Below are 13495 nucleotides of genomic sequence, written 5' to 3'. Positions count from 1 at the left end.
TCCGGCGTCGGCCGGCCCCGGATTGGCCCACCCCGTGAACGCGACGACGGGCGTCGGGCCGTCCGTGGCCGCCCTCGGGTTAGAAAGTTTTATATAGAACCGCAAACGATGATTCAGGCGAGGGTTACAATCATGTCTCAGAGCGGCCAGCGACGCATGGGCGGTCAGCCTCTTTTCATTCTCGACGAGGACGCCCAGCGGACCAAAGGCGAAGACGCGCAGAGTTCGAACATCTCGGCCGGGAAGGCCGTCAGCGAGTCCGTACGGACCACACTCGGGCCCCGCGGGATGGACAAGATGCTCGTCTCGGACGACGGGGACGTGGTGATCACCAACGACGGTGCCACCATCCTCGACGAGATGGACATCGACCACCCCGCGGCCCAGATGATCGTCGAAGTCGCCGAGACCCAGGAGGAGGACGTCGGCGACGGGACGACGACGGCGTCGGTACTGGCCGGCCAGCTGCTGGCGCAGGCCGAGGACCTACTGGACGACGACGTCCACCCGACGACCATCGTTGAGGGCTACCACGAGGCCGCCGAACTGGCCAAAGACGCCATCGACGAGCAGGTGCTCGACGCCGACGTCGACGACGAGCAGCTCCGGAAGGTCGCAAGCTCCAGTATGACCGGGAAAGGCACCGGTGACGTGGCCAGTGACAAGCTGGCCGAGACGGTCGTCGCGGCCGTCCGACAAGTCGAGGGCGACGCGGGCGTCGACCGCGACTCCATCGCCATCCAGACACAGGTCGGCTCGTCGTCGTCGGCGACGGAGCTCATCCAGGGCGTCGTCGTCGACGAGGAGTCCGTCCACGAGAACATGCCCCGCTCGGTCGAGGACGGGGCCGTCGCGACCATCGACAGCGACATCGAACTCGCTGAGAGCAACGTCGACGCCGAGTACAACGTCACCGAGGTCGACCAGCTCAACGCCGCGCTCGACGCCGAGGAGGAGGAACTACGGGGCTACGCCGACACGCTCGCCGACGTCGCGTCGAGGTCCTGTTCGCCAGCGGTGATATCGAGGACCGCGTGCAGGCGTACCTCGCTCAGCACGGCATCCTCGCCTTCGAGGGCCTCGGCGACGACGACCTCTCCGCGGTCGGCTCCGCGACCGGCGCGAGCCGCGTCAGCGGCGTCAACGACCTCGACGACGACGATCTCGGCGAGGGGTCGGTCTCCGTGAAGAAGTTCGGCGAGGACGAACTCGCCTTCGTCGAGGGGTCGGCCGCCGAGGCCGTCACCCTGTTCGCCCGCGGCGGCACCGAGCACGTCGTCGACGAACTCGAGCGCGCGCTCAACGACGCGCTCGACGTCGTGACCGCCGCGCTGGACAAAGGCGGCGTCGTTCCCGGCGCCGGCGCGACCGAGATCGCCGTCGCGGCCCACGTCCGGGACCACGCCGCGTCCATCGAGGGCCGCAAGCAGCTCGCCGTCGACGCCTTCGCCGACGCCGTCGACGTCCTCCCGCGCACGCTCGCGGAGAACACCGGTATGGACCCCATCGACGCGCTCGTCGACCTCCGCGCCGAGTACGAGGACGGCACCCGCGCCGGCCTCATCTCCGAGGGCCAGACGGGTCTGGTCGCCGACCCGCTGGAGTACGGCGTCCTCGACCCCGCCGCCGTCAAGAACGAGGCCGTCGATTCGGCCACCGAGGCCGCGACGATGATCGTCCGCATCGACGACGTTATCTCCTCGAACTGAGCGCCGCGTCGCCACCACCGACGTTTTTTGCCGCGAGCAGACGATCACGTCCACTTGAGTCGGACCCGCGCGCCCGGCGACAGCGAGAAGCGCTTGTCCCCGCGGCCCTGATTGACCGCGAGTTCGAGGTAGCCGTGGCTGCCGACAGTCGCCAAGCGGTTGCCCTCCTCGACGGCCCCGTAGGTCCGTCGCAGAGGCGCCCACGCACCGTTGACGGTCACCGACTCGCCGAAGCGGTCCGCGATGTGTTCGCCCGGGATGTTGGTGACGACGTTGCCGAAACCGTCGACGACGAGCACCTCGCCGGTGATACCGTCCTCCCGTTCGGTCGGGTCGGGGAAGGTGCGGTCGGTGTAGTCTTCGAAGGCCGAGAACGCCGCGTCCTCGTGGAAGGCGTCGACGCCGGCCTCGTGGACCGTCGCGGCGGCGGGCGCGAAGACGTCCCGGCCGTGGAAGGTCGTGCTCTCGGGATCTGCGTCCTCGATACGGAACACCTCGACGTCGTCAGCGAGTCGCCGGGCCGCCGGCATCGCGAGGCCGTTGTCGGGGGCGACGATGGCGTGGTCGCCAGCGCGGACGACGACGGCGGCCCGGTCGGTGCCGACGCGGGGTCGACGACGGCGCAGTGGACCGCCGGCGGGAAGTACGGCAGGACCTCTCTGAGCCAGAACGCCGCCGCCGTCACGTCCTGTCTGGGGAACTGGTGGGTGATGTCGACGATGCGGGCGTCGCTCTCCTGCAGGATGACCCCCTTCATCGACGCGGGGTAGGGCCACCCGAAGTCGGAACTGAGCGTGATCATCGCCTGTCAGTACGGCGACCGGCGGTAAAGAGGGCGGGGGCGCGAGTCAGCGGTGGCCCTCGCGGGCGAGTCGGTGAGCGCGGTCGTTGTCGGCCCGGTCGACGGCGCGGTAGGTGACGACCGGGATGTCGGCGACGCGGTCGCGTATCTCGACCACGCGCCGGCGGGCGACCGACTCGGAGGGGACGGCCGGGACATCGGGGTCGACGGCCCGGATCACCGCGTCGGCGTCGCCGTGGACGTGGAGGGAACTGGGGCGGTCGAACGCCCGGTCGACCGCCCGAACCATCGCCAGACACGCCCGGAACTCCAGTGCGCTCGTGGAGACGACGGCCTCGACGGGGCGGGACCCCTCCAGACACGTCCGAAGGCCGTCCTCGACGACGAACCCGACGGCGCCGCTGGTCGGCGTCTCGTTGTCCGGGCCGAAGTGAACGCTGGCGTCGAAATAGCCCAGCAGCGACGGCGGCGACATACCCTGACTGCGGGGGCGGGGATCAAGAACTGCACGACACGCAGCGCACACCGGGGTATTTAGGGTGGCCACACGAAACACCGGGACGTGGTTCAGTGGCTGTCGATCGACCCGCTGCTCGCCCTCTCGTTCGTCACTAGCGGAGTCGTGGCGGGGTGGGCGTCGGTCCTCATCTACCGCCGCTACGAGAGCGACGACGACGAGGTGTACGAGGACCTCGCGCGGCCGTACCTCGCGGTGGTGCTCGTCTTCTCGCTGGGGATGTTGCTGGCTCCGGTTTTCGTCGCCGTCGTCCCGTCGACCATCGTCGGCGTGTTGCCGTTTTTCGTCCTGCTCTTCATGTTGCCGGCGTGGGCGGTGTTCGTGTTCCGGTACGCCGGCCGCGGCCACCTCGTTCGGCGGTGGTGGGTGGCCAGCGGGTACGCCTTGACTGCTCTCATCGTGGCGACGGCCACGGTGCAGTTGGCGCGGTCCATCGAACAGGGAGACACCCTGTTCGGGATCATAGCGATCATCGCCGCGCTGTCGTCGCTGTTCGTCCTCGCGCTGTACTTCGTCACCGTCGGGGTGCTCGCCCTCTCGACGTTCCGGGGCGACGAGCGGTCGCCGGTCGACGCCGCCGTGATCGTCGCTCCGACGGCGGCCCTGCTCATCCTCGGACAGTTGACCGGAGTCGTGGACCCGGCGATATCCCGCGGCGCGGCCGCGGTGTTGCCGCTGGTCGCCGCCGCGATGTTCCCGCTGTCGGTCACGCGGTACGACGTGCTGTCGACGCGCCCGGGAGTCAGTACGCTCGGCGAACAGGCCGTCGTCGACACGATGGAGGCGGCCGTGCTCGTCGTCGACCGGGAGGAGACGGTCGTCAGGGCGAACGCGGCGGCCCGGACGGCCTTCGAGGACCCGGTCGGCCGGTCGCTGGAAGCGGTGGTCGGAGCGGACGCCGGGAGCCTGCGGGCGGCAGAGACTGTCGAGTGCTGGACGACCGAGGGCAACCGGCGACTGGACCCGCGGATCACGACCGTCGAGAGCGACAGCGGCACCCACATCGGCGAGACGGTGACGCTCATCGACGTGACCGACCGTGAGATCAGACGCCAACGCATCCAGGTCCTCAACCGCATCCTGCGGCACAACCTCCGCAACGAGCTCAGCGCGATCAAGGCCCGCGCGGAACTGGCGACCGACGACGACCAACCGACCGACGAACACGTCGCGTCGGTGCTATCTATCGCCGACGACCTGCAGGCGATGAGCGCCGACGCCCGCCGGATACAGAAGCGCATCGCCGACGACGGTCAGTCCTGCGTCACCGTCGACACCGTCGTCGAGTCCGTCGTCACGGCCGTCCAGGAGAGCCACCGCCTGTTCGACGTCGACGTCGACGTGCCGGCAGTGACGGTGACCCTCGACCGCGGCCTGTTGGCGTACGCGCTCCGGAATCTGGTCGAGAACGCCGTCGAACACAACGACGGCGACGACCCCCGGGTCGAGGTGCGGGGTCGGGAGACGGCGACGGGTATCGAACTGGTGGTCGCCGACAACGGCCCCGGCATCCCCGACACCGAGCGCGAGGTCATCGAGGCCGGTGTCGAGGACGCCCACACCCACACCACCAGCCTCGGACTGTGGGGGACCAACTGGGCCGTCCAGACTCTCGGCGGGACGCTGACGTTCGGGGAGAGCGGGATGGGCGGAACCGCCGTCACCCTCGAACTCCCGACCGACGACAGCGACGGAACGGCGTGATCACCGACCGGGGGCGACCTCTACCTCGCCGGCGAACGACAGCGACAGGTCGTCGACAGTGAGGTGGTAGCGCTTGTGGTGGTGGCCGTCGGACTGGTAGGCCATCGACACCTCGACGACGCCGGCCTCCTGGAGGTCGTTGAGCCGTCGGTAGACCGTCGGTCGGGACACGTCCGTCGCTTCGGCGAGTTCGCGGGCGGCCATCGGCCGGTCGCCCAGCATTCCGAGGAGGTCCCTGACGGAGGGCTCGCTCAACAGCGACAGCAGTTGCTCGGTGTCGACGGCGGTCGGTTCGGGGTCGTGACGGCGGTCGGTTCGAGGGCCGAGTGCGGTCTGTGACATCGTTACCTGTGTAGTCGTCCCCGTTCTCCTTCGGATGCGACGCTATCAGTCAAGACGCCGGTACGAGGGCCCATCTAGCTATACAGACGAAGCCGACGCGGGGGGTATTTGTCGCTCGCGGTCCGACGGTGGGATATGGACGCCGACACGCCGCGGATACTGCTCGTCGACGACGAGAAGGAGGTCGCCGACGCTACGCGCTCCGGTTGGAAGCGGTCGCCGACGTGACGATAGCCTACACGGGCGAGGAAGCGCTCGCAACCGTCGACGACGGCTACCGCCCGGACGTGGTCCTGTTGGACCGGCACATGCCCGGCCAGTCCGGCGACGAGGTGCTGGCAGCGCTGCGCGACCGGGACATCGACACCCGGATCATCATGATCACCGCCATCGACCCCGGGCTGGACATCCTCGAGTTGCCCTTCGACGACTACCTGTGTAAGCCGGTCGAGCGGGCGGATCTGCGGGAGGCCGTCGACACGCAGTGTCAGGTACTGGCCTACCAGTTGCTCGGGGAGTACTTCGAAGTCGAGGCCAAGCGGGCGGTCATCGAGGCGGAACTGCCGCCGGGGAAACTCGACGACCACGAGGCGTTCGGCGAACTCGACCGCCGCGCCGACGCCCTCGCCGACCGGACGAGTCGCCTGCTGCCCGAGGCCGAAGGGCTGCTTCAGTCGTTCGCCGGTATCGACCGCGAGGGCTACTGAGCGCCGTCCTCGAAGAAGGAATCAAGCAGCGAGCGCTGGGCGTTGCGGAGGTGGTGGAGGACGGTCGGGCCGGTGATTCCCAGCGCCTCGGCCACTTCCTCGGCGGAACTCCCGCGGGGCGAACTGAAGTAGTCGGCCAGATAGGCCGTCCGGAGGACCTGCCGCTGGCGGTCGGTCAGGCGGGCGTCGAGTTCGCTCTCGAACTGCTGGCGGGTCGTGGGGTTGCGCGCGCGGTCGGTCTTCGAGCGCACCTCGACCGACGCGGCCGTCTCCGCGACCGTCTCGACGAGTCGTCTGGGGTCGCTGTCGGCGGGGACGACCACTGTGATCCGGCCGCCCTCCCCCTCGAACGTCGCCGCCTCGACGGTGCCGCCCCACGAGGTGATGGCCGACAGCGGCGTCGAAGGGGCGAGTTCGACCTCCAGCGTCCGGGCGGCCTCGCTCGCCTGTATCGTCCGGACGGCCTCGGTCGATTCGGCGTCGGACAGCACCTCGGGGAGGGCGTCGACGTCGCCCTCGGCGCGGACGTACGCGACCGCCGACCCGTCCTCGCGGGGGACGACACCGGACAGCGACAGCGTCCGGTCGGCCCCGGCGGCCCCGGACAGCGGCGTCCCGGAGCCGCTGACGCCGAGGGTGAGTTCCGTCACCGTGTCGGCAAACAGCAGCCCTTCCTGCCGGATGGCGTTGACCGCGAACCCGGCGACGGAGCCGAGCGTGACGAGGCTCGACCGCTCCTGTTCGCTGAGGCCGTCCTCGCGGGCGGTGTAGACCCCGAGGACGCCGTAGGAGCTGTCGCGGTGGACCAGCGGGACCGCGACGCCGGACTGGAGGCCGGTGCCGAACGCGGCGACCCGGACCGGCCGCGGGAGCGTGTCGTCGTCGGCGACGCGCGGGACGACGGTCGGTGACCCCGCCGCTATCGCCCGGCGCTCGGGGAGCGGGTCGGCAGCGTCGACGCCCGAGCGTATCGCCTCGCGTAGCTCCGCATCGGCCGCGCCGTCGGCCGCGACGACCCGGAGTCGGCCGTCGGTCCGGTCGCGTTCGCCGACCCACGCGAAGGCGTAGCCGTCCTCGCCGGCCAGCCCCGAGCAGAGCGTCCGTGCGACCTCCGCCCGGTCGGTCGCGTCGATGAGCGTCCGGAGGACCGTCGCCACCAGCGCGTCGATTGACTCGACGCGGTCCAGACGGCGTTCGAGGCGGTCGGTCCGCTGGTCGGCGTCGCGGTAGTCGCTCCGGTCGCGCGCGTAGACGACGACGCCGTCCTCGACCGGTTCGACGTCGACCGACAGCCACCGGTCGACGGCCGGGTAGTACTCCTCGAAGGACGCCGATTCGGGCGGCGTCGAGTCGAAGACTGCCCGGAGCGTCCCCGACGCCGACCGGGGGAACACAGCGTGGATGTCCGCCCCGACGAGCGTCTCGGTGTCGGTGTCGAACAGCGCCGTCGCCGCGTCGTTGACCGCCGTCACCGTCCCATCGGGCGTCGTTCGGAGGACGCCGATGGGCGCGTTGGAAAGCGCCGCCCCCATCGACGCGGTGTCGTTGTCGGTCATACGCCCCCGAGGTCGAACCGGAACGCGGCCCCGCCAGCGTCGCTCGCGCCGGCGCTAACCGTCCATCCGTGAGCGTGTGCGATGCGTTCGACGATGGTCAAGCCGAGTCCCGTTCCAGACCCGTCGGCGGTGTAGCCCGGTTCGAAGACGCGGGCGCGGTCCGCGGCGGCGATCGCCCGGCCCGTCGTCGGCGACGAGGAAGCCGTCGTCGGTGGCGGCGACGCGGACCGCGACGCCGCCGTCTGCCCCGTGCGTGTCGCCGTGTTCGACGCTGTTGCGAAAGAGGTTCTCGAACAACCGGACGAGGCGCTCGCGGTCGGCGACGACCATCGCGTCCGTCCCGATGACGACGCTCGCGTCGTCGGTCCGGACGTGGTCCCACGCGGCCCGGGCGGTGCTCCGGAGCGACACCGTCTCGGGGTCGGTCGCCGCCTCGCCCTCACGGGCCAGCGTCAGGACGTCGTCGACGATAGTCTCGATGCGTGCCAGCGCGTCCGCAGTCTCGTCCAATCGGTCGACTTCGAGGGTAGTGCCGTCCTCGCTCTCCTCGCGGCTCCCCCGCATCAACTCGACGTAGCCGCTGGCGACATCTAAGGGGTTCCGGAGGTCGTGGCTGACCATCGACGCGAACTCCCGGAGGCGCTCGTTCTGGCGTTCGATCTCCTCGCGGCGGCGCTCCCGTTCGGTGACGTCCTCGAAGAGGAGGAGCCGTCCGACCCGGCGGTCCAGCCCGTCGGTCAGCGGCGAGACGGTGACGTGTAACTGCCGGGGCTCGCCGTCGACGGTCGCGTCGATGGTCTCGGAGCGGCGGCCGTCGCCGTCGAGCAACGCCCGGTGGCGGCCGAGGACGGCCGGGAGTTCGCGGCCGATCAGCGTGGTTTCGTCGGGAATCCCCAGCAACGACCGCGCGTGGCCGTTGCTGTCGGTCACGCGCCGCTGGTCGTCGATGACGACGACGCCCATCTCCAGTTCTTCGAGGATGGTCGTCCGTGCGACCGGTGTCAGATCGACGAGACGCCCACGCGTGACAGCAAAGTACAGCGCGACGCCGGCGAATCCGAAGCCGACTATCTGGCCCAGCGGGAAGATGTCTGTGACGTAGAGGACGTTGCCGAGGACCGGCCCCAGCGCGGCGAGCAGGACCGCGGCGGACTGGGTCCGGTAGACGGCACGGGAGCGCAGTAGCTTCTGGACCAGCAGGCCGATGCTGACGGCGGTGAGGAGGTACGCGAACCCGAGATGGACGTACTGGCCGAGGCCGGCGACGTGGGTGTACCCGGAGTAGTGAGCGCTGTCGCGGACGACATCCGTCCAGAACAACCCGTGGACCTCGTTGGTCGTCGTCAGGACGGCGACGGCGACCGGTTCGACCGCGAACGCGAGTGGGTAGGGCCACCGGAGGTACTGCTCGCGGCCGGTGTACTCAAGCGCGAACGCGAAGAAGGCAACCGTCGAGACGGCCGTCGACGTGATGACGAGGTTGACCGCCATCCGGGACGGCCAGTAGCCGGCCGCGTACGCCGCGAGGATGACGCCGCCGGTCCACACCGCGAGCGCGATCATAAGGACGGTCAGTGTCGTCGACCCCGGTTGGGGTCGCTGCCGCCAGGCGGCGATGCCGACGGCTGCGGCCCCGACCATCACGACCCCGAGAACGACGGTCGCCGGATCGATGACAGCCACTAGGTTCTATACGACGTGGTCGTACTTAATACGAGTGCTGGCCTTCACGGCAGTGTTCAGATACGCACCGAGCAAAGAGCCTGTTTCTGCTGGTCGAGCAACCAAATCCTGGTGGACTGAAAGGGCGAGGCCCGTTCCGGGAACCCCGGCGACGTAAGCACGCGACCATCGGGAGCGCGCACAGCGAGCCGCGGGACCGGAACGGGCCGAGGGCTTTCTATCACGTCTCCCTCTTATCAGAATATCATAGCCGCCACCGGGTCGCTTAATCGGCTCAAGACCCAACGACTGACGATGACAGACGGGGCACTCGACGGTGCCGACGCCTTCACCGCCCTCGGGGAGCGCCTGCGGAGTGCGCTGTCCGAGCGCGGGTTCCGGACGCCGACGGAGCCACAGCGCCGCGCTATCGGTCCCATCGCCCGCGGCGAGGACGCCCTCGTCGTCGCGCCGACGGGGACCGGCAAGACGGAGACGGCGATGTTGCCCGTGCTCGATTCCCTCGTGGGTGAGGACATCTTCGGCATCCGGGCGCTGTACGTCACGCCCCTGCGGGCGCTCAACCGTGATATGCGCGAGCGACTGGAGTGGTGGGGCGAGACGCTGGACCTCGACATCGACGTGCGCCACGGCGACACGACCGACTACCAGCGCCAGAAACAGGCCGACGATCCGCCGGACGTGCTGGTGACGACCCCCGAGACGCTGCAGGCGATGCTCACCGGGTCGAAACTCCGGCGGGCGCTCTCGGACGTAGACCACGTCGTCGTCGACGAGGTCCACGAACTCGCGGCCGCAAAGCGCGGCGCGCAACTGACCGTCGCCCTCGAACGCGTCCGGGAACTGTCGGGACCGTTCCAGCGCGTCGGCCTCTCCGCCACCGTCGGCGACCCCGCGGAAGTCGGGAAGTTCCTCACCGGCGACCGCGGCTGTACGATAATCGAGGTGGACGTGGGGAGCAATCTGGACCTGACGGTCCGGGAACCACGGGTCACCGACCGCGACGAGCGACTGGCCGGCGAGTTGCTGACCGACGCCGAAGTGGCCAGTCACGTCCGGGCCATCGACGAGGTAATACGCGACCAGGAGTCGACACTGGTGTTCGTCAACACGCGACAGACAGCCGAGGCGCTGGGGTCGCGGTTCAAGCGTCTCGGGACGGACATCGGCGTCCACCACGGCTCCCTCTCGAAGGAGGTCCGCATCGAGGTCGAACAGCAGTTCAAGACCGGGGCGTTGGATGCGTTGCTCTGTACCTCCTCGATGGAACTGGGCATCGACGTGGGCCACGTCGACCACGTCGTCCAGTACAACAGCCCCCGGGAGGTCCGGCGACTCCTCCAGCGTGTCGGGCGGGCAGGCCACCGCCGTGACAGCACCTCCGCGGGCACGGTCATCACGACGCGGCCGGACGATACCCTCGAAGCGATGACCATCGCCCGCCGCGCGAAAGCCGGGGAGGTCGAGGACAGCGCCATCCACCACGGCAGTCTCGACACCGTCGCCAACCAGATAGTCGGTCTCGTGATGGACTTCGGCGAGATACCGGCGATGCGGGCCTACGACATCCTCACCCGGGCGTACCCCTTCGCCGGCGTCGACACCCACGAGTTCAAACAGGTCGTCCGGGAACTGGCGAAAAACGACGTGGTGTGGCTGGACGAGGGGCGGGACAGTATCGAGAAGCGCCGCGGTTCGTGGCAGTACTTCTACCAGAACCTCTCGATGATCCCCGACGAGGCGACCTACGAGGTGGAGGACGTGGCCAGCGGCGATCAGGTCGGGACGCTGGACGAGCGCTTCGTCGTCAACTTCGCCCAACCGGGCGAGATATTCATCCAGCGCGGGGAGATGTGGCGCATCACCGAGATAGACGAGGACGAGGAGACGGTGACGGTCAGCCCCGTCGAGGACCCCGGGGGCGAGGTACCATCGTGGGTCGGACAGGAGATTCCCGTCCCCTACGACGTGGCGCAGGAAGTCGGCGAGGTTCGCGGCGTCGCCGGCACGCAACTCCGGTCGGGAGCGACGACCGAGGCCGCCGCCCGGGACCTCTGCCGGCGCTATCCCGCAGACGAGGCGACGGTCGCCGACGCCCTCGACCCCGTCGACAGACAGGAGGGACCGATGCCGACCGACGGCCGCCTGCTCGTGGAGTTCCGCGGCCGGGAGATAGTGATCAACGCCTGCTTCGGCCACACGGTAAACGAGACGCTGGGACGGCTACTCTCGGCGATGCTCGGCCAACAGGCCGGCAGCTCCATCGGGATGGAGATAGACCCCTACCGGATCGAACTGGAGGTGCCCCGCGGCATCACGGCCGGCGACGCGTCGGGGTGTTGGAGGACACCGACCCGGACCACCTGGAAGCCATCGTCGAACTGAGTCTGAAAAACGCCGACGTGCTGAAGTTCCGCCTCGCACAGGTCGCCGCGAAGTTCGGCGCGCTCAAGCGCTGGCGGGGGTCGGGGTCGAACCGCTTCGGCCGCGACCGCCTGCTGGAGGCGCTCGAGGGGACGCCGGTGTACGACGAGGCCCTGCGGGCGGTCCTGCACGAGGAACTGGCGGTCGAGCGGACCGCCGAGATACTGACTGCGATTCAGGACGGCCGCATCGAGGTCGCGACCGTCGGCGAGCGGACGCCAATCGGCCGCGGCGGCCGGTCGTCGGGGCAGGAACTGCTCGCTCCCGAGAACGCCGACGCCAGCGTCATCCGGACGGTCAAAGAGCGCATCCTCGACGACCGCATCCTCCTGTACTGTCTGCACTGCAACGGCTGGCGCTCGAAGCGGACGGTCGGTTCCGTCGCCGACCAGCCCGAATGTCCCAACTGTGGGTCCACGCACGTCGCCGCGCTCAACCCGTGGGCCGACGAGGTGATCGACGCGATAGAGGCCGAGGAGAAAGACGACGAACAGGAGAAACAGACAGAACGGGCCTACCGCGCGGGCAGTCTCGTCCAGAGTCACGGCAAGCAGGCGATAATCGCGCTGGCCGCCCGCGGCGTCGGGCCCCACAACGCCGCGCGGATCATCAACAAACTCCGCGAGGACGAGGAGGCGTTCTACCGGGACATCCTCGAACAGGAGCGCCAGTACGCCCGGACGCAGTCGTTCTGGGACTGACCGTCACTCCCGGGGACCTTCGGCGGCGTCTCGCTCCCATCGCGCCCGCGTCGAGAGGGCGTGTCTACGGACGACGGCTCCGACGACGAGGACGACCAGCCCGAAGGTGAGAAACAGCGGGCCGGCGTCGGCCACGTTCGCTCCGAGTGCCCCGACGTCGCTGGCGTCGGTGCCGACGAGCGCTCGTCCAGCAGTGACCGTGAGGGGCGTCGTCGAGAGCACCACCCCCACGAGTAACAACCCGTTGGCGACTATCTGTGTCGGGACCAGCGGCCGCGCGAGCAGGTACCCCGGGAGCGTCCACGCGGCGGTCCCGAGGGCAACTGCCGCCCACGTCGGGAGCGGTACGACCGCAAGCGCGACGAAGACGACGAGCGGCGCGAGCGGTGCCGTGATGGCCAGTCCGACGAACAGTCGAACCGTCGCCGGCGCGCCGATCCGGCCGGGTGCCGGCGAATCGAGGTCGTCGACGTCGACGTCGTCGAGCATCGCCTGGACGGCCTCGTCGCTCAACCCGTCGTCCTCGTCGAGAAACGTGAGGTCACACTCCGGGCAGGCCGTCTCCTCGCCCGTTATCTCGGCGTCACACCGTGGGCACGTCGCTCGAAACCCGTCGCCGTCGTCGTCGGCCATACCCACGATTGCACGCGGCGTATTTCAGCCTCCGGGTCGGGCTACTGGCTGACGTAGCCCCCGTCGATGACGAACGACTCGCCGGTGACGAACGATGCCTCCGACGAGCAGAGCCAGACGGCCGCGTCGCCTATCTCCTCGGGCTCGCCGAGCCGGCCGAGCGGCGTCGCGGCGGTGACTTGCTCCATCGACTCGGGGTTTGCCTCGCTGGACCGTTGGACCATCGGCGTGTCGATGACGCCCGGACAGATGGCGTTGACCCGGACGTTCTCGCTCCCGAACTCGAGGGCCGCGGTCTTGGTTAGCCCGATGACGCCGTGTTTGCTGGCGACGTAGGGGCTCAGGCCCGGGAAGCCGACGACGCCGGCGATGGACGCGGTGTTGACGATGGAACCACCGCCGCCGCTCTCCAGCATCGCCGGTATCTCCGCCCGCATACAGAGGAACACGCCCTTGAGGTTCACGTCGATGACGCGCTCCCAGTTGTCCATCGGCTGTTCGGCGGCGGAGTCTGTCTCTCCCTCGATGCCGGCGTTGTTGAACGCCGCGTCCAGTCCGCCGTAGGTGTCGACGGCCGTCTCGACCATCGCCTCGACATCCGCCTCGTCGCTGACGTCCGTCTCGACGAACGTCACCTCGCCGCCCGCGGCCTCGATGTCTTCGACGAGTTGCTCGCCGTCTTCGACGTTGACGTCCGCGGCAACGACGCTCGCCCCC

7 protein-coding genes and 5 pseudogenes are annotated in these 13495 nt (G+C 69.2%); 4 read left to right on the top strand and 8 right to left on the bottom strand.

Features of this window, described 5'->3' with window-relative positions; genetic code table 11:
- The first annotated feature begins 156 nt into the window (after positions 1 to 156).
- Positions 157 to 1709, top strand: a pseudogene (thsA, locus tag GJ629_RS03960) (thermosome subunit alpha).
- A 44-nt stretch (positions 1710 to 1753) separates the two neighbouring features.
- Here thsA and GJ629_RS03955 read toward each other — a convergent pair.
- Positions 1754 to 2511 (bottom strand): annotated as a pseudogene (locus GJ629_RS03955) (S-adenosyl-l-methionine hydroxide adenosyltransferase family protein).
- Positions 2512 to 2557: 46 nt separating this feature from the next.
- Entirely contained in the window at positions 2558 to 2986 is a 429-nt protein-coding gene (locus GJ629_RS03950; RefSeq protein ID WP_157511851.1) for a reverse transcriptase-like protein, read from the bottom strand.
- Positions 2987 to 3073: 87 nt separating this feature from the next.
- Here GJ629_RS03950 and GJ629_RS17875 point away from each other — a divergent pair, with 87 nt between their 5' ends.
- Positions 3074 to 4732 (top strand): PAS domain-containing sensor histidine kinase, encoded by a 1659-nt coding sequence (locus GJ629_RS17875; RefSeq protein ID WP_157511850.1) that lies wholly within the window; start codon positions 3074 to 3076, stop codon positions 4730 to 4732.
- On the opposite strand, the gene GJ629_RS03940 is transcribed toward GJ629_RS17875, so the two are convergent.
- A complete protein-coding gene (locus GJ629_RS03940; RefSeq protein WP_157511849.1) occupies positions 4733 to 5074 on the bottom strand; it encodes a winged helix-turn-helix domain-containing protein in 342 nt (113 codons plus the stop codon). It abuts the gene before it with no gap.
- A gap of 135 nt (positions 5075 to 5209) precedes the next feature.
- On the opposite strand from GJ629_RS03940, the pseudogene GJ629_RS03935 reads away from it, so the two are divergent.
- Positions 5210 to 5781: pseudogene (locus GJ629_RS03935) on the top strand (response regulator).
- Here the strand turns inward: GJ629_RS03935 and GJ629_RS03930 are convergent.
- The 3 genes and pseudogenes from GJ629_RS03930 to GJ629_RS03920 all read right to left on the bottom strand — a co-directional run.
- On the bottom strand, positions 5775 to 7337 hold the full coding sequence (locus GJ629_RS03930) for a bacterio-opsin activator domain-containing protein (RefSeq protein ID WP_157511848.1): 1563 nt from the start codon (positions 7335 to 7337) through the stop codon (positions 5775 to 5777). The pseudogene GJ629_RS03935 and the gene GJ629_RS03930 sit on opposite strands and share 7 nt — an antisense overlap.
- Complete coding sequence (locus tag GJ629_RS17870) at positions 7334 to 7780, bottom strand: ATP-binding protein (protein WP_370515781.1); 447 nt, start codon at positions 7778 to 7780, stop codon at positions 7334 to 7336. Before GJ629_RS17870 ends, GJ629_RS03930 begins: the two co-directional genes overlap by 4 nt.
- Before the next feature lie 7 nt (positions 7781 to 7787).
- A pseudogene (locus GJ629_RS03920) lies at positions 7788 to 8978 on the bottom strand (histidine kinase N-terminal 7TM domain-containing protein); the annotation flags it as partial.
- A 336-nt stretch (positions 8979 to 9314) separates the two neighbouring features.
- Here GJ629_RS03920 and GJ629_RS03915 point away from each other — a divergent pair.
- A pseudogene (locus GJ629_RS03915) lies at positions 9315 to 12145 on the top strand (DEAD/DEAH box helicase).
- Between the two features lie 3 nt (positions 12146 to 12148).
- On the opposite strand, the gene GJ629_RS03910 reads toward GJ629_RS03915, so the two are convergent.
- The gene (locus tag GJ629_RS03910; RefSeq protein ID WP_157511846.1) at positions 12149 to 12778 is read right to left on the bottom strand and encodes a hypothetical protein; all 630 of its coding nucleotides are present in this window, start codon (positions 12776 to 12778) and stop codon (positions 12149 to 12151) included.
- Positions 12779 to 12819: 41 nt separating this feature from the next.
- On the bottom strand, positions 12820 to 13495 hold a 676-nt coding region (locus GJ629_RS03905; protein WP_157511845.1), incomplete at its 5' end, for an SDR family oxidoreductase.

The organism is Halapricum sp. CBA1109, from assembly GCF_009741825.1.
Lineage (GTDB): Archaea > Halobacteriota > Halobacteria > Halobacteriales > Haloarculaceae > Halapricum.
This window is presented reverse-complemented; position numbering and strand designations above follow the sequence as displayed.